The 19,008-nt window shown below is 72.5% G+C and carries 15 protein-coding genes; 11 read left to right on the top strand and 4 right to left on the bottom strand.

The window, feature by feature from the left end; all coding sequences use genetic code 11:
• Positions 1-63: 63 nt before the first annotated feature.
• Positions 64-1,518 carry a menaquinone biosynthesis decarboxylase gene (locus IE265_RS30740; protein WP_190039009.1) on the top strand — a complete coding sequence of 485 codons (1,455 nt, stop codon included), beginning with the start codon at positions 64-66 and terminating at the stop codon, positions 1,516-1,518.
• The gene (gene mqnP, locus IE265_RS30735) at positions 1,515-2,417 is read left to right on the top strand and encodes a menaquinone biosynthesis prenyltransferase MqnP (RefSeq protein WP_190039008.1); all 903 of its coding nucleotides are present in this window, start codon (positions 1,515-1,517) and stop codon (positions 2,415-2,417) included. The genes IE265_RS30740 and mqnP overlap by 4 nt, the downstream gene beginning before the upstream one ends.
• On the opposite strand, the gene IE265_RS30730 is transcribed toward mqnP, so the two are convergent.
• Positions 2,407-3,012 (bottom strand): rhomboid family intramembrane serine protease, encoded by a 606-nt coding sequence (locus IE265_RS30730; RefSeq protein WP_190039062.1) that lies wholly within the window; start codon positions 3,010-3,012, stop codon positions 2,407-2,409. The two genes, mqnP and IE265_RS30730, sit on opposite strands and share 11 nt — an antisense overlap.
• Before the next feature lie 88 nt (positions 3,013-3,100).
• Between IE265_RS30730 and IE265_RS30725 the strand changes: the two genes are divergently transcribed.
• The 6 genes from IE265_RS30725 (at position 3,101) to IE265_RS30700 (ending at position 7,442) form a co-directional block, all read left to right on the top strand.
• On the top strand, positions 3,101-3,784 hold the full coding sequence (locus tag IE265_RS30725) for a UbiX family flavin prenyltransferase (RefSeq protein ID WP_190039007.1): 684 nt from the start codon (positions 3,101-3,103) through the stop codon (positions 3,782-3,784).
• A 106-nt stretch (positions 3,785-3,890) separates the two neighbouring features.
• Complete coding sequence (locus IE265_RS30720; RefSeq protein WP_190039006.1) at positions 3,891-4,346, top strand: Lrp/AsnC family transcriptional regulator; 456 nt, start codon at positions 3,891-3,893, stop codon at positions 4,344-4,346.
• Between the two features lie 82 nt (positions 4,347-4,428).
• Positions 4,429-5,592, top strand: coding sequence for an aminofutalosine synthase MqnE (gene mqnE, locus IE265_RS30715; protein WP_190039005.1), 1,164 nt, complete (start codon positions 4,429-4,431; stop codon positions 5,590-5,592).
• 175 nt (positions 5,593-5,767) lie between these two features.
• Entirely contained in the window at positions 5,768-6,298 is a 531-nt protein-coding gene (locus IE265_RS30710; protein WP_190039004.1) for a GNAT family N-acetyltransferase, read from the top strand.
• A 109-nt stretch (positions 6,299-6,407) separates the two neighbouring features.
• Complete coding sequence (locus IE265_RS30705; protein ID WP_190039003.1) at positions 6,408-6,710, top strand: DUF4229 domain-containing protein; 303 nt, start codon at positions 6,408-6,410, stop codon at positions 6,708-6,710.
• A gap of 90 nt (positions 6,711-6,800) precedes the next feature.
• Positions 6,801-7,442: a TetR/AcrR family transcriptional regulator gene (locus IE265_RS30700; protein ID WP_190039002.1), complete on the top strand. Its 642-nt coding sequence runs from the start codon at positions 6,801-6,803 to the stop codon at positions 7,440-7,442.
• Here IE265_RS30700 and IE265_RS30695 read toward each other — a convergent pair.
• Positions 7,428-8,303, bottom strand: a complete 876-nt coding sequence (locus IE265_RS30695; protein ID WP_190039001.1) for a MaoC/PaaZ C-terminal domain-containing protein — start codon at positions 8,301-8,303, stop codon at positions 7,428-7,430. The two genes, IE265_RS30700 and IE265_RS30695, sit on opposite strands and share 15 nt — an antisense overlap.
• Before the next feature lie 380 nt (positions 8,304-8,683).
• Here IE265_RS30695 and IE265_RS30690 point away from each other — a divergent pair, with 380 nt between their 5' ends.
• On the top strand, positions 8,684-10,585 hold the full coding sequence (locus IE265_RS30690; protein ID WP_190039000.1) for an AMP-dependent synthetase/ligase: 1,902 nt from the start codon (positions 8,684-8,686) through the stop codon (positions 10,583-10,585).
• Positions 10,586-10,758: 173 nt separating this feature from the next.
• Here IE265_RS30690 and IE265_RS30685 read toward each other — a convergent pair whose 3' ends face one another.
• Positions 10,759-10,962, bottom strand: coding sequence for a cold-shock protein (locus IE265_RS30685; protein WP_033319512.1), 204 nt, complete (start codon positions 10,960-10,962; stop codon positions 10,759-10,761).
• A 357-nt stretch (positions 10,963-11,319) separates the two neighbouring features.
• On the opposite strand from IE265_RS30685, the gene IE265_RS30680 reads away from it, so the two are divergent.
• Together IE265_RS30680 and IE265_RS30675 are read left to right on the top strand one after the other, a co-directional pair.
• Positions 11,320-12,192, top strand: coding sequence for a menaquinone biosynthetic enzyme MqnA/MqnD family protein (locus IE265_RS30680; protein WP_190038999.1), 873 nt, complete (start codon positions 11,320-11,322; stop codon positions 12,190-12,192).
• A gap of 59 nt (positions 12,193-12,251) precedes the next feature.
• Positions 12,252-14,021, top strand: a complete 1,770-nt coding sequence (locus IE265_RS30675) for a serine/threonine-protein kinase (protein WP_190038998.1) — start codon at positions 12,252-12,254, stop codon at positions 14,019-14,021.
• A gap of 115 nt (positions 14,022-14,136) precedes the next feature.
• On the opposite strand, the gene IE265_RS30670 is transcribed toward IE265_RS30675, so the two are convergent.
• Entirely contained in the window at positions 14,137-18,735 is a 4,599-nt protein-coding gene (locus IE265_RS30670) for an FtsK/SpoIIIE domain-containing protein (protein ID WP_190038997.1), read from the bottom strand.
• Between the last annotated feature and the right edge of the window lie 273 nt (positions 18,736-19,008).

Here is a 19,008-nt window from a genome sequence, read left to right as displayed (position 1 = left end):
ATCGGGACCGGCGGACGGCCCCCGTTACAGGTTCAGCGTAGCGAGTAGCCGATACTGGGACGCATGGCTTACGACGATCTTCGCTCGCTGCTCAGGGCCCTGGAGCGCGAGGGCGACCTCAAGCGCATCAAGGCCGAGGTGGATCCGCACCTGGAGGTCGGGGAGATCGTCGACCGGGTGCAGAAGGCGGGCGGCCCCGCCCTGCTCTTCGAGAACGTGCGCGGATCGGCGATGCCCCTCGCGATGAACGTCTTCGGGACCGACCGCCGACTGCTCAAGGCGCTCGGCCTGAAGTCCTACGAGGAGATCAGCGGCAAGATCGGCGGACTGCTCAAGCCGGAGCTGCCGCACGGGTTCGTCGGAGTGCGCGAGGCCTTCGGGAAGCTCGGCGCGATGACGCACGTACCGCCGAAGAAGGTCAAGGACGCGCCGGTCCAGGAGGTCGTGCTCCGCGGGGACGACGTCGATCTGGACAGCCTGCCCGCGCTGTTCACCTGGCCGCAGGACGGCGGCTCCTTCTTCAACCTGGGGCTCACCCACACCAAGGACCCCGAGTCCGGTGTCCGCAACCTCGGGCTCTACCGCCTCCAGCGCCACGACAGGCGCACCATCGGCATGCACTGGCAGATCCACAAGGACAGCCGCAACCACTACCAGGTGGCGGCCCGGCGCGGCGAGCGGCTGCCGGTCGCCATCGCCTTCGGCTGCCCGCCCGCGGTGACGTACGCCTCGACGGCCCCGCTGCCCGGCGACATCGACGAGTACCTCTTCGCCGGATTCGTGCAGGGCAAGAGGATCGAGATGGTGGACTGCAAGACCGTGCCGCTCCAGGTGCCGGCGCAGGCCGAGGTCGTCCTGGAGGGCTGGCTGGAGCCCGGGGAGATGCTCCCCGAGGGCCCGTTCGGCGACCACACCGGCTTCTACACGCCGCAGGAGCCCTTCCCCGCGCTGACGATCGACTGCGTCACCATGCGCAAGCGGCCGCTGCTCCAGTCCATCGTGGTCGGTCGGCCGCCGACCGAGGACGGTCCGCTGGGCCGCGCGACCGAGCGGTTCTTCCTGCCGCTGCTGAAGATCATCGTGCCGGACATCGTGGACTACCACCTGCCCGAGGCCGGCGGCTTCCACAACTGCGCGATCGTCGCGATCGACAAGAAGTACCCGAAGCACGCCCAGAAGGTCATGCACGCGGTCTGGGGCGCGCACATGATGTCCCTGACCAAGCTGATCGTCGTCGTCGACTCCGACTGCGACGTGCACGACCTGCACGAGGTCGCGTGGCGGGCTCTCGGGAACACGGACTACTCGCGGGACCTGACCGTCGTCGAGGGACCGGTCGACCACCTCGACCACGCCTCGTACCAGCAGTTCTGGGGCGGCAAGGCGGGCATCGACGCGACGAGGAAGTTGCCCGAGGAGGGGTACACGCGGGACGGCGGCTGGCCCGAGATGGTGCTGTCCGACCCGGAGACGGCGTCGAAGGTCGACCGCCGCTGGAAGGAGTACGGACTCTCGTGAGCAGCGCATCAGCCGCGATCCCGCAGCCGGGGCGCACCAAGGCGTTCCTGCGCCTCGTCAAGATCGAGCACTCGGTGTTCGCGCTGCCGTTCGCGTACATCGCGGCGCTGACCGCGATGTTCGAGGTGGACGGCACCATCCACTGGGGCGACCTGCTGCTCGTCACGGTCGCGATGGTCGGTCTGCGGACGTTCGCCATGGCCGCGAACCGGATCATCGACCGCGAGATCGACGCCCGCAATCCCCGCACGGCCCAGCGCGAACTGGTCACGGGCGCGGTGTCCGTCCGGCACGCCTGGACGGGCGCGCTGGTCGCCCTGGTGTTCTTCCTGGGCGCCGCCGCGCTGCTCAACCCGCTCTGCCTGGCCCTCGCGCCCATCGCGGTCATCCCGATGGTCGTCTACCCGTACGGCAAGCGGTTCACGAACTTCCCGCAGGCCATCCTGGGCCTCGCCCAGGCGATGGGCCCCGTCGGGGGCTGGCTGGCGATCACCGGGCAGTGGTCCTGGGACGCGGTGGTCCTCGGTCTCGCGGTCGGCGTCTGGATCGGCGGCTTCGACCTGATCTACGCCTGCCAGGACGTGGATACGGACCGTGAGATCGGCGTCAGGTCCGTCCCGGCGCGCTTCGGCGTCCCGGCGGCGGTGTGGGGGGCGCGCGGCTGCCACGCCGTGACGACCGGGCTGTTCGTCTGGTACGCGCTGGCCACCGGCGCCGGAGCCTTCTTCTGGCTCGGCCTGCTGATCGTCGCCGGCGCCTTCCTCTACGAGCACTCCATCGTCCGGCCGCACGACCTGTCCCGGGTCGACCGGGCGTTCTTCAGCGTCAACGGCTTCATCGGGATCGCCCTGTTCGTGTGCGCGCTGCTCGACCTGCTGGTGCGCGGACTCACGGTGTGAGCGGGGGCGGCGCGGTGGCCGGGCGGCGGAACAGGAACGCCGCCGCCACCCCCGCGGCCAGTCCGATCAGGTGGGCCTGCCAGCTCACACCGGTCTGGGTGGGCGCGACACCCGCGAGGACCGTGCCGCCCCACGCCGCCGCGACCAGCACGCCCACCACGACACCGAGAGGGCGGCGTTCGACGAGGCCGCCGACCAGCAGGAAGCCGAACAGCCCGAAGACCAGGCCGGAGGCGCCCGCGGTGTTGGTGCCCGACGGCGCGACGAGCCAGACCCCGAGGCCGTCGGCGACGACGATCAGCGCGCACACGGCGACGAAGCGGCGCAGCCCGCCGAGCGCGGCGAGGAAGCCGAGGACCAGCAGGGGCACGCTGTTGGCGGCCACGTGGGCGAAGCCGAAGTGGGTGAACGCGGCGGGCACCACGTCCATCAGCTCGGAGGCGGTGCGCGGCACCACGCCGAACCGGTCCAGCGCGTGACCGCTCACCGCGTCGGCCACTTCGAGCAGCCACAGCAGCGCCACCCAGCCCACCATCAGCTTGGCGGCGGCCTCCGCACGGTGTCCGCGCGTCCACCCGAGCCCGGCACCCGACATGGCAACCCCCACCCACTCGTCCACTCCGGAAAACGAGCGGGCACCCTCGTCCGGTTCCCACCCCGTGCCGCCGGATAGGCTCGGGGGCGTGAACCCAGCCAAGCCAGGAAAGTCGGCGCGTACGCCTTGGATCGTAGGGGTGTCCGGCGCGTCCGGCACACCGTATGCCGCCGCGGTCCTGCGGGCGCTCCTGGCCGCCGGGGAGAGCGTGGACCTCGTCGTCTCGCGCGCCTCCCGGCTCACGCTGCTCGACGAGACGGGGATCTCCTTCCGGGACGGCCACTGGCGCGAGGACCTGCGCGCCTGGCTGGCGCTGGGGGCCGACGGCAAGCCCGGCACCTTCGACGTGCCGGTGGACGCCGTACGGCACTGGAGCGCGGGGGACCTGGCGGCGGGGCCGTCCTCGGGCTCGTACCCCTCGAAGGGGATGCTCATCGTGCCCGCCTCCACCGCGTGCGTCGCCGGAGTGGCGCTCGGTCTCTCCAAGGACCTGCTGCAACGCGCCGCGAGCGTCGTCCTCAAGGAGCGGCGCAGGCTCGTCGTCGCCGTCCGCGAGACCCCGTTGAACGGGCAGACCCTGCGGCACCTGGTGACGCTGGACGACGCCGGCGCGACCGTGCTGCCGGCGTCCCCCGCCTTCTACGCGGGAGCCACGCACATCCAGGACCTGGTGGACTTCGTGGCCGGCCGGGTGCTGGACGCGGCGGGCGTCGGGCACACGCTCTACCGGCGCTGGGAGGGCGAGCTCGGCGGCGCCCCGCGTCCGGCCTGAGCACCGCGCCCGCGGGGCCGGGCGGCACGGCACCGGGGCACCGCAGCACAACGCGCACGACCCGTACATCACTTCACGAACTCTTCAGCGGAAGGCTATCGATCGCATGGACGCGGTGGACAGGCAGCTCATCCAGGCCCTCAGGGAGAACGGCCGGGCCTCCTACGCGGAGCTGGGACGCCTCGTCGGCCTGTCGGGACCCAGTGTCACCGACCGCATCAACCGCCTGGAGGCCGCCGGTGTCATCACCGGCTACCGCGCGACGGTCGACTCGGCCTCGCTCGGCCTCGGCGTCACCGCCCTCATCGGAATCTCGCTGTCCGACGCGGCCGACCACGAGGACGTGGCGCGCCGGATGAAGGACCTCAACGAGATCGAGGACTGCTGGTTCATCGCCGGCGACGACTCGTTCATGCTCAAGGTTCGGGCCCCGGACGTGGACGGGCTGGAGAAGACCATCAGGCGCCTGTCGGGCACCAAGGGGGTCTCCCGGACCCGCACGACGATCGTGCTCTCCACGAAGTGGGAGAACCGGGTCGGCGAGCTGCCCGAGGAGGAGTAGGCGAAGCCCCTGACGGGGGCCGCTGCGCCCGGTGGGCGGGGGAGTACGGTTGGCAGGGTTCGTCACGAGGAGAGGTAGTCGCATGGATGTCGGGCTCAAGCGCGAGCTGGAGGACAAGGTCCGGGCCGGTGAGCGGCTGACCCGCGAGGACGGCATCGCGCTGTACGAGTCGGACGACCTGGCCTGGCTGGGCGGGCTCGCCCACGAGGTGCGGACGCGGAAGAACGGCGACGTCGTCCACTTCAACGTCAACCGCCACCTGAACATGACGAACGTGTGCACCGCGTCGTGCGCCTACTGCTCGTTCCAGCGCAAGCCGGGCGAGAAGGACGCGTACACGATGCGCATCGAGGAGGCCGTCCGCCTCGCCAAGGCGATGGAGGGCGAGAACCTCACCGAGCTGCACATCGTCAACGGCCTGCACCCGAACCTGCCGTGGCGCTACTACCCGCGCTCCCTCAGCGAGCTGAAGAAGGCCCTCCCGAACGTCTCCCTCAAGGCGTTCACGGCCACCGAGATCCACCACTTCGAGACCATCTCCGGGCTGTCCGCCTCGGAGATCCTCGACGAGCTGATCGAGGCCGGCCTGGAGTCCCTCACCGGTGGCGGCGCCGAGATCTTCGACTGGGAGGTCCGGCAGCACATCGTCGACCACCGCACCCACTGGGAGGACTGGTCGCGCATCCACCGGCTCGCGCACGAGAAGGGTCTGAAGACCCCGTGCACGATGCTGTACGGGCACATCGAGGAGCCCCGGCACCGCGTCGACCACGTCCTGCGGCTGCGTGAACTCCAGGACGAGACCGGCGGCTTCCAGGTCTTCATCCCGCTGCGCTACCAGCACGACTTCGTGGACCTGAAGGACGGCAAGGTCAGGAACCGGCTCCAGGCGCGCACGCAGATGGCGACCGGTGCCGAGGCGCTGAAGACGTTCGCGGTCTCGCGGCTGCTGTTCGACAACGTCCCGCACGTCAAGGTCTTCTGGGTCATGCACGGCGTCCAGACCGCGCAGCTCGCCCTGCAGCACGGCGCCGACGACATGGACGGCTCGGTCGTCGAGTACAAGATCACGCACGACGCCGACAACTACGGCACGCCGAACAAGCTGACCCGTGAGGACCTGCTCGACCTGATCCGCGACGCGGGCTTCCGCCCCGTCGAGCGCAACACGCGCTACGAGATCATCCGCGAGTACGAGGGCGCCGACCCCGGGCGCCGCGAGTCGCCCCAGCCGATGCGGGTCTGACTCCCTCGCCCCGCACCTCCCGCACGCCCCCGCCGGTGGCGCGTCCGGGCCCCGGGCGCGGCGGCCCCGGCCCGCGCCGGGGTCGGGTGCGCGCTCCGGTGCGTGGTGGTGTGCGGCGGTGCGCGTTCCCCGGAACGGCTTGAGCCGGACATGATGTAATGGTTATTCTTGACTTATGGCCCTTACGTTCGAGCTCGATCCCGCTGTCGGTCCCGCGCTGCGCGACAGCGTCGTCGATCTGTGGGTCGACGTCTCCAACGCGGGCGGTTCCGTCGGCTTCGTGCCGCCCGTCTCACGCGAGACGGTCCGGCCGGAACTCGTGAGGCACCTGGTCGCCATGAGCGAGGGGCGCACACGGCTGCTGATCGGCAGGGACGAGGGCGGGGAGGTCGTCGCGACGGTCTTCATCGCCTCCAACACGCACCGGCTGATGGCCCACTGGGTGTGGCTCCACACGGTGATGGTGCACCCGCGCCACCAGGGCAGGGGCTACGGGCGGGACCTGCTCGCGGCCGCCGCCGACGCGGCCCGCGGCCTGGAGGGGATCGAGGCGATACGGCTCACCTGCCGGGGCGGGCAGGGGCTGGAGCGGTTCTACGCCTCCTGCGGCTACAAGGAGGTCGGCCGCGTGCCGGACGCGATCCGGGTGGCGCCCGGGGAGGACCGGGACGACGTCACGATGCTGCTGCCGCTGGGCGTGGTCTGAGCCCCGCGGGACACCCAGGCCCGCGGTACCCCCGTGCGGGACCGCGCCCCGCGCGTGCTTCACTGGACGGTGCCCTTGGGGAACATTCGGACGGGAAGAGTGGATTGAGATGCTCCGGTACACACTGATGCGCCTTGGGATCTTCGTGGGCTGCCTCGTGGTCGTCTGGGCCCTCGTCTACTCCGGCGTCGCCCCGCGCGGCCTCGGCGACTCCAACGGCATGTGGGTCGTCCTGCTCGCCCTGCTGGTCTCGGCCCCCATCAGCTTCGTCGTCCTGCGCAGGGAGCGGGACCGCGCCTCGGAGCGGATCGTGCAGCGCGTGGACCGGATGAAGTCCGGCCTGGAGGCCAGCCGCAACCAGGAGGACGCCGTCGTGGACGGGACGACCGGGGCGCCGGGCCGCACGTCCTGACGGGACTCCCACGAGGTGCCGCGCCCCACGGGGGCCGCGGGACCCCGGAGTCCGCCGGCCCGTCGGCGCACTACTCGTACTCTTGCGCGTATGGGTGCAGTGAAGAGCAAGCGGATGCCGCGTGCCGTGCGCGAACGGCAGATGCTGGACGCGGCCGTGCGGACCTTCGGGCAACGGGGTTACCGGGCCGCTTCGATGGACGAGATCGCCGATCTGGCGGGCGTCTCCAAGCCGTTGGTGTACCTCTACCTGAACTCCAAGGAAGACCTCTTCACCGCGTGCATCAGGCGCGAGGCCCAGGCGCTCACGGCCGCCGTGCGCGAGGGCGTCCGGCCGCGCCTGCCCGCCGACCGCCAACTCTGGGAAGGATTGCGGGCGTTCTTCTCCCACACCGCGCAGAACCCGGACGGCTGGGCGATCCTGCACCTCCAGGCGCGCACCCACGGCGAGCCGTTCGCCGCCGAGGTCAGCGCGATGCGCGAGGAGATCGTCGCGTTCGTCACGCGGTTGATCGCGGTCGCGGCGCGGGACGCCCGACGCGATCCCTCACTGCCCGAGCACGAGGTCGCCGGACTGGCGGAGGCGCTCGTGGGCGCCGCCGAGTCCCTGGCCGCATGGGCCAACGCGGCCACCGGGGTCTCGGCCCGGCAGGCCGCCGCCACGATGATGAACTTCGCCTGGGCGGGGCTCGGTGACCTCATGGAGGGCCGGTCCTGGTCAGAGCAGCGGTAGCGGCTCCACCCGACCGTTCAGGTGCAGCCGCCCACCGGGCCCGCGCAGCTCGAACGCGGCACCCTCCGCGCCGTACGCCACCGTTCCCGGCAGCAGCACCGGAGCCCTGAACTCGGCCCGCACCAGGGCCGATCCGGGCACCCCGTGGTCGGCGAGGCAGCGCGCCACGCTCCACATGCCGTGCGCGACGGTCCGGGGGAATCCGAACAGCCGGGCGGTGAGCGGGTGCAGATGGATCGGGTTGCGGTCGCCCGAGGCCGCCCCGTAGCGACGCCCGACATCCCCCGGGAGCTGCCACCGCGCGCGCTGCGGCAGCGGCGCGCGCTCCCGCGTGCCCGGGGGCGGCCCGGCGCCGTCCGCGGTGGTGCGGTGCCGGGCGAGATAGGTGCTGCGCGACTCCCACACCGGAGTGCCGCCCACCCGCACCCCGGTCACCACGACGGCCTCGGTCCCGCGCCGATGGGGCACCAACTCGTCCACGTACACCGTCAGTTCGTACTCCCCCGAGGCCGGGAGCGGGCGGTGGCGGCGGATCTCCACCGAGGTGTGGACCAGGCCGAGCAGCGGGAGCGGGAACGCGCGCCCGCTCATCAGCCGCATGGCCAGCGGGAAGCCCAGGACGTGCGGATACGTCACCGGCAGGTCGTCGGCGCCGACCCCGAACCCGCAGACCCGCTCGTAGGCGGCGAGCGCCGACAGGTCGATCCGGACGCCCGGCAGGGTGAGCCCCCGCCGGGGCGCCGTGACTCCCGCGCGCGGCCGCTTGAACGGTGACAGGACGGCCCCGCGGGCGAGCAGCGGTCCGAGCGACGGCGGCCGGCCGAGAGTGCGCGCGGCCTCGCCGGCCCGGATGTCTCCCATGTCGGCCCCTCTTCCTGCGCGTGCCGGGCGGCGGCCGGCCCCGGGTCCGCCTCCCGGTGCTGCCGGAGGCGCTCCGATTCACTTGCCCCGAAGTGGGGTTACCGTGGGTAAGTCTACGTCGCCGGTGAAGGGCGGGTCGAGGGGGGGCCGCCCCCGGAGCGGGGCCGCCGATCCCCCGGCCGGGCACCCCTCCCGGACACCCGGCACCGGGCCGGTGCCCGCTTCGCCCCCGATACCGGGGCGTGGCGGACAGAAGAAGAACGACCGTCCGAGCACGCACGAAGTTCTCACTCTTCCGCACACAAGCCCCCCGGTTTCCCGGGTGAACCCCCCACTTCACAGGTCCGTAATGGGAGCAGCGAAAGAGTTAGGAGCCGCCCGTGTCCCGCGATACCTCCGCCCGCCCCCGACCCGTCCTGCCCGAGCCCGAGGTGAGGAAGCTGGACGGAGTCGTGCGGGAAGTCTCGGTCCCGCCGCTCGTGCGGCCGGTGACCCACGGCTCCCTGGCGGACATCCCCTTCGACAACGCCGAGCAGGCGCCCGACGACGCCGTGCTCAGCCGCAAGGGACCGGACGGCCGCTGGAGGGACGTCACCGCGGCGGAGTTCGCCGACCAGGTCCTGGCCGTCGCCAAGGGCCTGATCGCCGAAGGGCTGATGCCCGGCGACCGGCTCGCGATCATGGCCCGTACGACGTACGAGTGGACGCTCCTGGACTTCGCGGCCTGGGCCGCGGGACTGGTCACCGTCCCCGTCTACCCGACCTCGTCCGTCTTCCAGACGCGCTGGATCCTGCACGACTCGGGCGCCGTCGCGCTGGCCGTCGAGCACGTGGCGCAGGCCGCCGCGCTCGGCCCGGAACGCGAACGGCTCCCCGACCTGCGCCACATGTGGGTCTTCGAGAAGGGGCACACCGACCGCCTCGCCGAACTGGGCCGCGAGATACCGGACCAGGAGGTCATCGTGCGCCGCGGGGTCCTCGGCCCGGACTCGCTCGCCACCCTCATGTACACCTCCGGCACGACGGGCCGCCCCAAGGGCTGCGCCCTGACCCACGGCAACTTCTTCGCCGAGGTCGACAACGCCGTCGAACTGCTCCACCCGATCTTCAGATCCAGCTTCAAGGACCCCGCGTCCACCCTGCTCTACCTGCCCCTGTCGCACGTCTTCGGCCGGATGGTCGCCGTCGCCTGCATGCGTGCCCGGGTGCGGCTCGGCCACGCCCCGAGCATCCGTACGGACGAACTGCTGGCCGACCTCGCGGGCTTCGGGCCGACCTTCCTCCTCGCCATCCCGTACGTCCTGGAGAAGGTCTACAACACCGGCCGCGCGACCGCCGAGAGACTCGGGCGCGCCGCCTCCTTCGACAGGGCGGCCCGGGTCGCCCGCGGCTACGGCGAGGCGCTGGAGGCGCAGCAGCACGGCACCGGACCGGGTCCGGGCGCGAAGCTCAGGGCGGCCCGCGCGCTCTACGACCCGCTCGTCTACCGGCGCATCCGCGCCGCGCTCGGCGGGCGGGTCCGCCAGATCGTCTGCGGAGGCTCGCCGCTGGGCCGCCGGCTGGCCTCCTTCTACGCGGGCGCGGGCATCCAGGTCTTCGAGGGCTACGGGCTGACCGAGTCGACGGCCGCCGCCACCCTCACCTATCCGCACCGGCCCCGGATGGGCACGGTCGGCTGGCCGCTGCCCGGCACCCGCGTCCGGATCGCTCAGGACGGCGAGGTCCTGCTCAGCGGGCAGCAGGTGTTCCGCGGCTACTGGGACCCGCAGGCCGGCGGGGTCGTCCCGGCCGACCAGGACGGCTGGTTCGCCACCGGGGACCTCGGCGAACTCGACGGCGACGGCTACCTCACGATCACCGGCCGCAAGAAGGACATCCTCATCACCACCAGCGGCAAGAACGTGGCGCCCGCCCCGCTGGAGAACTGGCTGCGCGCGCACCCCCTCGTCAGCCAGTGCGTGGTGGTCGGGGACAACCGCCCCTACGTCACGGCGCTGCTGACCCTCGACGCCGAGGGCATGGACCACTGGTGCCGGATGACCGGCAAGCCGCCCCTCCCGGTCGACGCCCTGGTCACCGACACCGACCTGCGCGCCGTCCTGCAGCGCGCCGTGAACGACGCCAACCGCCTCGTCTCCCGGGCCGAGTCCGTACGCCGCTTCACCGTGCTGCCGTCCGACCTCACCGAGACGGAGGGCCATCTGACCCCCACGATGAAACTGCGCAGGGCCGTGGTCACCCGGGAGTTCTCCCGCGAGATCGAGGAGATGTACGCGCGGTAGCGGCCCGGCACGCTCGCGCCACCGGGCGGAGGAGGCCGGTGCAGGAGGACGGCGGGCCGGACCCCGGGCGCGCGGCGGGAAAAGGCAGGAGCCCCGGCACCTGACGGTGCGGGGCTCCTTGGGTACTGCTCTCAGTTCCGGATCAGAGCATGCTGCTCATGAACGCCGAAGGATCAGACGGGGGTGACGTTCTCCGCCTGCGGGCCCTTCGGACCCTGGGTCACGTCGAAGGTAACCGCCTGGTTCTCTTCGAGGGAGCGGAAACCGCTCGCGTTGATCGCGGAGTAGTGGACGAAGACGTCCGGGCCGCCGCCTTCCTGGGCGATGAAACCAAAGCCCTTTTCGGCGTTGAACCACTTCACGGTTCCGGTAGCCATAAGCCCTCCTTGGGCCCAAAGGGTTGCCCTGCTCCAGAACCTGCAAGTCTGTAAACAACTGCTTGTAAACAACTGCATTCGTCTGAAAACGACGAGAGCCCGCGGTTACATGCTCCGCAGGCTCTGTACTGCAAGGGAAACCAAACTGCAACTTGCGGGCGAGCCTAGCACGCAGGCAGCCGAAAGCAATAGAGGGCAAGATCACGTCACCCGGAAGTTTGGCGAATGCGCCGAAGGGGTTGACGCGGCGGTGCGGCGGCCGTGCCGAAAGGGTTGACACGAGCGGCCCGGAGGGTCCAGGAACCACACCGGCACCCTGGGTCCTGCACCGTACCGCATGGGGGCTAGCCTCGCGATGTGGACAATTCTCCCGAGGGGCGTCCCGACGCCCGCCGCTCCCGGCCGCGCGTCGGCCACATCCAGTTCCTGAACTGCCTGCCCCTCTACTGGGGGCTCGCGAGAACGGGCACGCTCCTCGACTTCGAGCTCACCAAGGACACCCCCGAGAAGCTCAGCGAGCAGCTCGTGCGGGGTGACCTCGACATCGGCCCGATCACGCTCGTCGAGTTCCTCCGCAACGCCGACGAACTCGTCGCCTTCCCCGACATCGCGGTCGGCTGCGACGGCCCCGTCATGTCCTGCGTGCTGGTCTCCCAGGTCCCGCTGGAGCAGCTCGACGGCGCCCGGGTCGCGCTCGGCTCCACCTCGCGCACCTCCGTACGGCTCGCGCAGCTGCTCCTGGCGGAACGGTTCGGCGTGCGCCCCTCCTACTACACGTGCCCGCCCGACCTGGGCCTGATGATGCGGGAGGCGGACGCGGCGGTGCTGATCGGCGACGCCGCCCTGCGCGCCAACCTCCTCGACGGTCCGCGCTACGGCCTCGCCGTGCACGACCTGGGCACCCTGTGGAAGGAGTGGACGGGCCTGCCGTTCGTCTTCGCGGTGTGGGCGGCCCGCCGGGAGTACCTGGAGCGCGAGCCGGCCGTCACGCGCACGGTGCACGAGGCCTTCCTCGCCTCCCGGGACGTCTCCCTGGAGGAGGTCGCCAAGGTCGCCGAGCAGGCGGCCCGCTGGGAGGCCTTCGACGCGGGCGTCCTGGAGCGCTACTTCACGACGCTCGACTTCCGCTTCGGCGGTCCGCAGCTCGACGCGGTCGCGGAGTTCGCGCGCAGGGTGGGCCCGACGACCGGGTTCGCACCGGACGTGAAGGTGGACCTGCTGACGCCGTGACGCGCGGCACTACTCTGCTGGGAGCGCGGCGCAACGGGGAGACGGGGGAGGCGCGCACCATGCAGCCACTCGAAGCGGACGCACCCACCGCCGTGGGGCCCTACCGGCTGCTCGGCCGGCTCGGCTCGGGCGGGATGGGCCGCGTCTATCTGGGCCGCAGCGCGGGCGGCCGTACGGTCGCGGTCAAGGTCGTGCACCCGCACTTCGCGCTGGACGAGGAGTTCCGCGCCCGGTTCCGCCGGGAGGTCGAGGCGGCGAGGCGGGTCGGCGGCGCCTACACGGCCCCCGTCCTCGACGCCGACCCGGACGCACCCGTCCCCTGGGTCGCGACGGGCTACGCGGCGGGTCCCGCGCTGGGCGCCGCGGTCGCCGACGCCGGACCGCTCCCGGAGCACTCCGTGCGCGTCCTCGGCGCCGGACTCGCCGAGGCGCTGGCGGCCGTGCACCGGCTGGACCTCGTGCACCGCGACGTGAAGCCCTCGAACGTCCTGCTCACCCTGGACGGCCCGCTCCTCATCGACTTCGGCATCGCCCGCGCGACCGACGGCACGGCGTCCCTCACCTCCACGGGCGTCTCCGTCGGCTCGCCCGGCTACATGTCGCCCGAGCAGATCCTCGGCAGAGGGGTCTCCGGGGCCGCCGACGTGTTCTCCCTGGGCGCGGTCCTCGCGTACGCGGCCACGGGCGCGTCCCCGTTCCCCGGCGACTCCTCGGCCGCGCTCCTCTACAAGGTGGTGCACGAGGAGCCCGAACTCGGCTCCCTTTCGGGCACGTTGCGGGACGTCGTCGCCGGGTGCCTGGCGAAGGACCCGGCCGCCCGGCCGTCCCCCGCCGCTCTCGCCGCCGCCCTCGCGCCGGAGGGCGCGGCGGGACTCGTGACCGCGGGATGGCTGCCGGGTCCGCTGGTCGAACAGGTCAGCCGCAGCGCGGTGCGGCTGCTGAACCTCGAAGCGGCCGGGGCCGGGCCCTCGGGCGTCATCGGCTTCAGCAGCCCCTCGGTGGGCGACTTTGGGGCGCCGGCAGCGGAAGCGGGGCGTGCGGGGACCCCGGCGGCGGGGGTGTTCGGCCCGCCCGACCCCTCGTACGCGTCCCACCTCCCGGCCGCCTCAGGACCGGGGCCCGGCCCGGTCCCCTCCGGTACGCACGCGCCGGGCGCGCCCGGGTCCTCCGGCGCGGCCGTTCACGGGGCCGGCGCGCCCACGTACGTGCCGGGGGCGCGCGACGGCGCCGGGAAGGGCGCGGGCGGGGTGTCCGTCAGTGTCGCCGCGACCTCGGTGCCGGGCCCCGGCGGCCGGGGCCGCCGGCTGAGCTGCACGGTGGCGCTCGCCGTGGCCGGGGCGCTGGCGGCGGTGACGCTCGGCTCGGTGTTCGCGTTCGACCTGCTGGAGGGCGAGGGCTCGGGTGGGCCGGACGACTCCGGAGCGGTTCCGCCCCCGGCGGCGACGGCGAGCGCCACGGAACCCGCCGAGGGAGCCACCGCGGTCCCCGGCTCCTACCTGGGCACCTGGGAGGGCGACGGCTTCGCGCTCGACGGCAAGCTGCCCATGGGCACGTTCCGGGTCACGGTCCGCCAGGCCGCGGTGGGCGAACCGCTCGGCACCTTCCGGCAGACCGACCTCATCGGCGGCACCTGCGACACCGACCTGGTCCTCGAGAAGGCCACCGCCGAACGGCTCGTCGCCACCAGCGTGTCCAAGCCCTCCACCACGTCCCGGTGCACGACGCGGCGCCACGAGGTCCGCCTCACCCGGGTCGGCGACGACCTGCGGTACGAGACGGACAACGCGGAGGCGGGGGACCCGGTGGCCCGGATGTCGAAGGTGGAGTGACGCCGGCGACGCCCCGTGGGCGGGCGTCCGGCACGGCGGCGGCGGGCGGTTCCGCCGCCGTCGTGAACGGGTCACGGCGGCGGCGTGTGGCGGGTGGTGCCGCCCCGCCGGTGGGTCACAGCGGCACGGTGACCGTGACCGGTTCTCCCGAGCCCAGGTGCAGCATGCCCTTGCCGGGGGTGACCGGTCCGCCCACCATGCTGCGGGTCGTGCGGATGCCGATCAGCTCGCCGGCGCCGGAGTCCTGCGGCGAGAGCAGGATGCCGCGGCGGCCCTTCTTCGCCTCGACCTGCCAGCCGGAGAACCCGCCGCAGACCTCCTCCTCGTCGCCTCCGATCACGAGGGCGAGCCCCCGGTCGGCGCCGCGCTGGACCAGCCGCTTCAGCTCACGCTCGCAGTCGCAGTCCTCCAGCACCTCGCCGTCGTCCACGATCACGACGATGGGCTCCTCAGGGGACGCCGACTCGATCGCCTCGTTGAAGTCGTCGCTCTCGATGTCGTCGTCCGTGAACACCTTCACCACGCCCTCCCGGCCGTCGAGTTCACGCAGCGGGGACGGGCGCGGCGCCGCGATCACGAGACGTACGCCCTGGAGGAGGTACGAGCGGGCCAGGTTGAGCAGCGCCGTGCTGCGGCCCGACTTGGCGGGGCCCGCCACCACGAACGTCGGCACGCCCTGCGAGAGGTCCGGGCCGAACGCCATGATGTCGTCGCCGCCTATCCCGGCCAGACCCCACAGCCGCGACCGCGCGACGGCCGGGTCCCGCATCTCCCAGGCCTCCGCGAAACCGATCCGGGACGGCAGCATGTCCACCCGGAACGGGCGCCGCGCACGCGGGACTTCGGCGTCGCGCGCGGCCGCCGCCTCGCCGATCGCGGCGAGCGCAGCGGCCTGTCCCTGACCGGACAGGTCGTCGGAGAGCAGCGCGAACTGCGTCTCGGTCGCCGTCTCGTTCCGGAAGCCGCGGCCCGGCGGGATCTCCTCCGGGACCTTGCGGGCGTTGATGCCGAGCATCGTGAAGTCGGAGCGGTCGGCGAGCCGCAGGCCGTACTTCTCCTCCGTGAGCGAGGCCATCCGGCCGAGCAGCACCTGCCGGTCGCCCGTGACGACGAGGTGGATGCCGACGCTCGCGCCCTCCCGCATGATCGTCTGCAGCTCGTCCGTCAGCTCGCCGTGGTTGTACTCGCCGAGCGTCGGCAGCCAGCCCTCCCACCGGTCGAGCAGCACCACCAGGTGCGGCAGCCGCTCGTCCTCGCCGACCGACGAACGCTGCTCGCCGATGTCGGCGAACCCCTTGTCGGACAGCAGGTCCTGACGACGTGTCAACTCACCCTTGAGGCGCGTGACCAGCCGCACGGCCCGCTCGGTCTGGTTGCGCGAGACGACGGCACCGCAGTGCGGCAGCCGGGTCAGCGCGTTGAGCGCGCCGTTGCCGCAGTCGATGCCGTACAGGTGCACGTCCGCCGCCGAGTGGGTGCGGGCGAGGGAGCCGGCGAGGGTGCGCAGGATCTGCGAGCGCCCGCTGCGCGGGGCGCCGCCGACGAGGAGGTGCCCGAAGGAGGCGAAGTCCACGACGACCGGCCTGCGGGCCTGGTCGGACGGCAGGTCCTCGACACCGTACGGGGCCGGGGGCAGCCTGCCCGGGGCCAGGGCCGCGGGGGCCGGCATCCCGACCTCGTCCAGCAGGAGCGTCTCGGGGAGCGCGGGCAGCCAGGGGCTGTGCTGGGCGGGGATGCCGAGTGAGCGGTTGGCCTCGCCGACGGCGTCGACGAGCACCTTGAGATCGGTGATCTCCTCCTCGTCGCGGGCCTCGACCCTGGGCTTGACGAGCGCGGCCCGGCCAAGGTCCTCCCAGGTCAGCGGGCCTGCCCAGGGGGCGAGCAGCCGCGGGTCCGCGGCTCCGGGCCGCCGACCGCCCACCCGGCCCGACTGGAAGGGCACGAGTGAGGCGTGCCCGAGGCGCACGTACGCCCGGCCCGGCGTGCTCTTGGAGATGTGCCCCGCCTCCGGGGAGTCGATGACGTCGCTGGACTCCCCGCCGTCCGTCACCCGCAGCGCGATGCGGAGGTTGGTGTTGGCACGGATCTCGGGGGACACGACACCGCTCGGCCGCTGGGTCGCGAGCAGCAGGTGGATGCCGAGCGAACGGCCCCGCTGGGCGATGTTGACCAGGCCGGTGACGAAGTCTGGCAGGTCGCGCACCATCGAGGCGAACTCGTCGATGACGATGAGGAGTCGGGGCAGCGGACGGTGCGTGGGATCGCGCCGCACCAGGTCCTGGTAGTCCTCGATGTCCTTGGCGTCGGCGGCCGCCAGGATGTGCTCCCGGCGGTGCAGTTCGGCGCCCAGCGACTCCAGGGCGCGCTCGACGAGGTGCGCGTCGAGGTCGGTCACCATGCCCACGGTGTGCGGCAGGTTGACGCAGTCCTTGAACGCGGCGCCGCCCTTGTAGTCCACCAGGACGAACGTCATGTTCTCGGGGGTGTTGGCCACGGCGAGCGCCGCCACGATGGTCTGGAGCAGCTCGGACTTGCCGGAACCGGTCGTACCGGCGATCAGGCCGTGCGGTCCGTCCCGCCGGATGTCGATGCCGAAGGGGCCGTCGTACGACTCGCCGACGACCGCCATCGTCGACTGGCCGCCCAGCCGCCAGCGGGCGGAGATCGCCTCGCCCGTCGGCGGCTCCAGCTGGAGCACGTCGAGCAGCCGGCTCGAGCCGGGCAGCGCGGAGTCCTCGGTCTCGCCGCTGATGTCGCGCAGCGGCGACAGCGCGCGGGAGAGCCGTGCGCACCAGCCGGCGGACACGAAGTCGGGCCGTACGTTCCTGACCCGGGCCGTGCCCGTCTGCTCGACGCGCAGCCGCAGGTGGAGGGGCTCGTGCTCGTCCGCGGTCCCGTCGTCGGCGTCGGAGGCGTGCCAGGCGTGGAAGGAGGGGAAGCCGTCGGCGCCCGCCTGGTAGCCGCGGCCCGCCGGTTCGGCGGCCGCCCCGGCGCCGGTCGCGCCGGGCCTCGGGTGCTCCTCCGGCTTCGGCTCGGCGACGACGACGGCCTGGCACTCGCCCGGCAGGAACCGCTCCTCCGCGTCCAGGCAGATCGCGTACATGCTGACCGCGGGACCCTCCCGCAGCAGCCGTACGACACCGGGCATGGACCGCAGCCGCCGGGAGCCGTCCCACACGACCACGATGTCCGGGTCGGTGAACGTGGACTGGCGGCCGTTCTCCCGGGCGGCCTTCCGGCGGGCGTCGAGGAGCTGCGTCAGCTCGCCGATGCGCGCGCCGACGGTCTCGGCGTCCGTACCGATCAGCACGTTGGCGTCCTGGGCGCCGGACGGACGCGAGTGCGGCAGCCAGCGGACCCAGTCCCAGCCCTCCCGCGAGCCGTTCTCGGTGAGGACGTAGAACTGGACGTCCAGCGGGCTGTGCAGGACCGCGGCCTGCGCGACGATCCACCGGCCGAGCGCCTGCGCCGAGTCGCCGGGACCGGCGATGCCGACGACCCCGCGCTCGCGCAGCGGCAGCGCCACCGGGGCGTCCTCGATCCGCCAGGTGACCTCGCGCTTGTGGTCGTCCTGCTCGGGGTCGTCGAGCACGACCTCCGAGGGCAACTGCCCCGTGCCGACCCGCAGAAGAAGGTGGTCGGCGTCGGTGCGCCGCCGCTCCCACAGCCGCGTACGGGGCCCGGTGCCCAGCGACAGCACCCCGGCCGGGTCGAGCACCGCCGCCCTCCGGTCGAGCCGTTCGGTGACCAGGGCCTCCTGGGCGTCCTTCTCGATCCGCTCCTTGTGCTCCTTGTACTCCTTGACCTGCTTCGCATGGGACGTACGCCCGTGCTTCTTGTCCATGAAGTAGTTGCCGAAGAGGATCAGCGGGCTCAGCAGGGCCATGATCATGTAGTACCAGCGCCCGAAGATCATCACCGCCACGACGGCTCCGACGAGCGGCGTGAAGGCCATCAGCCACGGCAGCGGCCGGGCCTCGAAGTCCCGCGGCGGCGTGGGCAGCCTGAACCGCGTCTGGCGCTCGGGGGGTTGGAGGCGAGGGGGCCGGTTGTAGTCGAGCCCCGCACCGTCCTCGGACCACTTGAGGGCGGCGTTCGGCGGTGAGTAGCGGTCGAGTTCGAGAAGCGTGTTGCCCACGGCGACCTGGGCGCCCAGCGGCCAGTCCGTACCGTCGAGGGGTTCGCCGTCGAGGGTCACGCCCTCCTTGTCCGCGTCGTCGCCGTGCAGGGCGATCCGGCAGGTCCCGTCCGTTGCAACTGACAACGTCAAAGCACGCGGCAGGAGTTCGGGATCGGCGACGCGCAGCGCGGCGGCGGGACCGCTGCCTATGTCGTACCGGCCGATGCCGAGCCGGTGCACGGATCCAGCCGCGGGGCCGCCCGCGACCCGCAGCTCGACCAGTCCGCCCGGCTCGCCCGGCAGGCAGCCGGCGGGGTCGTGCAGGCTGACCACGGCACCCTCGCGCAGGGGGGAGGTGCCGATCGTGGAGTCGGGGTCGACGGGATGCCCGTCCACGTACGCGAGGGGCGCCCCGCCGGGCGGGGCCTGCTGCCCGTGGTGCCCGATGGGGATGATCTGCGCCCCGCCGCCGTGGCCGACGTGTGCCGCCAGCTCCTTCGTGATGTCCCCCACGGAGGACTCGGGATCGGCGTCGAGCACCACGTCGGCGCTGGCGCCGCCGAGCGGATCGACGACGGTCAGAGTCAGGCGCACGATCGTCCTCCCCGAAATCCCCGGACCCGCCTCGTCCCCGGCGGACGGCGGGCCGCAGTGACCACTGAACTGCCTGTTGACTGACCAGTGACGATATCCGCTCCACCCTTCCCACGGGCAACGGCGTATGTGCCCGTTCCCTGAAGGCTCTTGACGGATCCGGGGTGTGCGGCTGCAAGCGTGCTGCGTAAGCTGCAAGTTCCGCGGACGATCGCATCATCCGCACCGGGAGCCACGGGGGTTGGCCCTGCGGCACGTCGAGTTGTTTCGGAG

Origin of the sequence: Streptomyces fructofermentans (assembly GCF_014651055.1) — a bacterium.
GTDB classification, from domain to species: domain Bacteria; phylum Actinomycetota; class Actinomycetes; order Streptomycetales; family Streptomycetaceae; genus Streptomyces; species Streptomyces fructofermentans.
The sequence above is the reverse complement of the archived record's forward strand: the minus strand, read 5'-3'. Positions and strand labels throughout refer to the sequence as shown.

Coding starts and splice junctions, on each gene's coding strand:
- IE265_RS30740 (WP_190039009.1), top strand. CDS start 64: ATGGCTTACGACGATCTTCGCTCGCTGCTCAGGGCCCTGGAGCGCGAG.
- IE265_RS30730 (WP_190039062.1), bottom strand. CDS start 3,012: ATGTCGGGTGCCGGGCTCGGGTGGACGCGCGGACACCGTGCGGAGGCC.
- IE265_RS30720 (WP_190039006.1), top strand. CDS start 3,891: ATGGACGCGGTGGACAGGCAGCTCATCCAGGCCCTCAGGGAGAACGGC.
- mqnE (WP_190039005.1), top strand. CDS start 4,429: ATGGATGTCGGGCTCAAGCGCGAGCTGGAGGACAAGGTCCGGGCCGGT.
- IE265_RS30710 (WP_190039004.1), top strand. CDS start 5,768: ATGGCCCTTACGTTCGAGCTCGATCCCGCTGTCGGTCCCGCGCTGCGC.
- IE265_RS30705 (WP_190039003.1), top strand. CDS start 6,408: ATGCTCCGGTACACACTGATGCGCCTTGGGATCTTCGTGGGCTGCCTC.
- IE265_RS30700 (WP_190039002.1), top strand. CDS start 6,801: ATGGGTGCAGTGAAGAGCAAGCGGATGCCGCGTGCCGTGCGCGAACGG.
- IE265_RS30695 (WP_190039001.1), bottom strand. CDS start 8,303: ATGGGAGACATCCGGGCCGGCGAGGCCGCGCGCACTCTCGGCCGGCCG.
- IE265_RS30685 (WP_033319512.1), bottom strand. CDS start 10,962: ATGGCTACCGGAACCGTGAAGTGGTTCAACGCCGAAAAGGGCTTTGGT.
- IE265_RS30675 (WP_190038998.1), top strand. CDS start 12,252: ATGCAGCCACTCGAAGCGGACGCACCCACCGCCGTGGGGCCCTACCGG.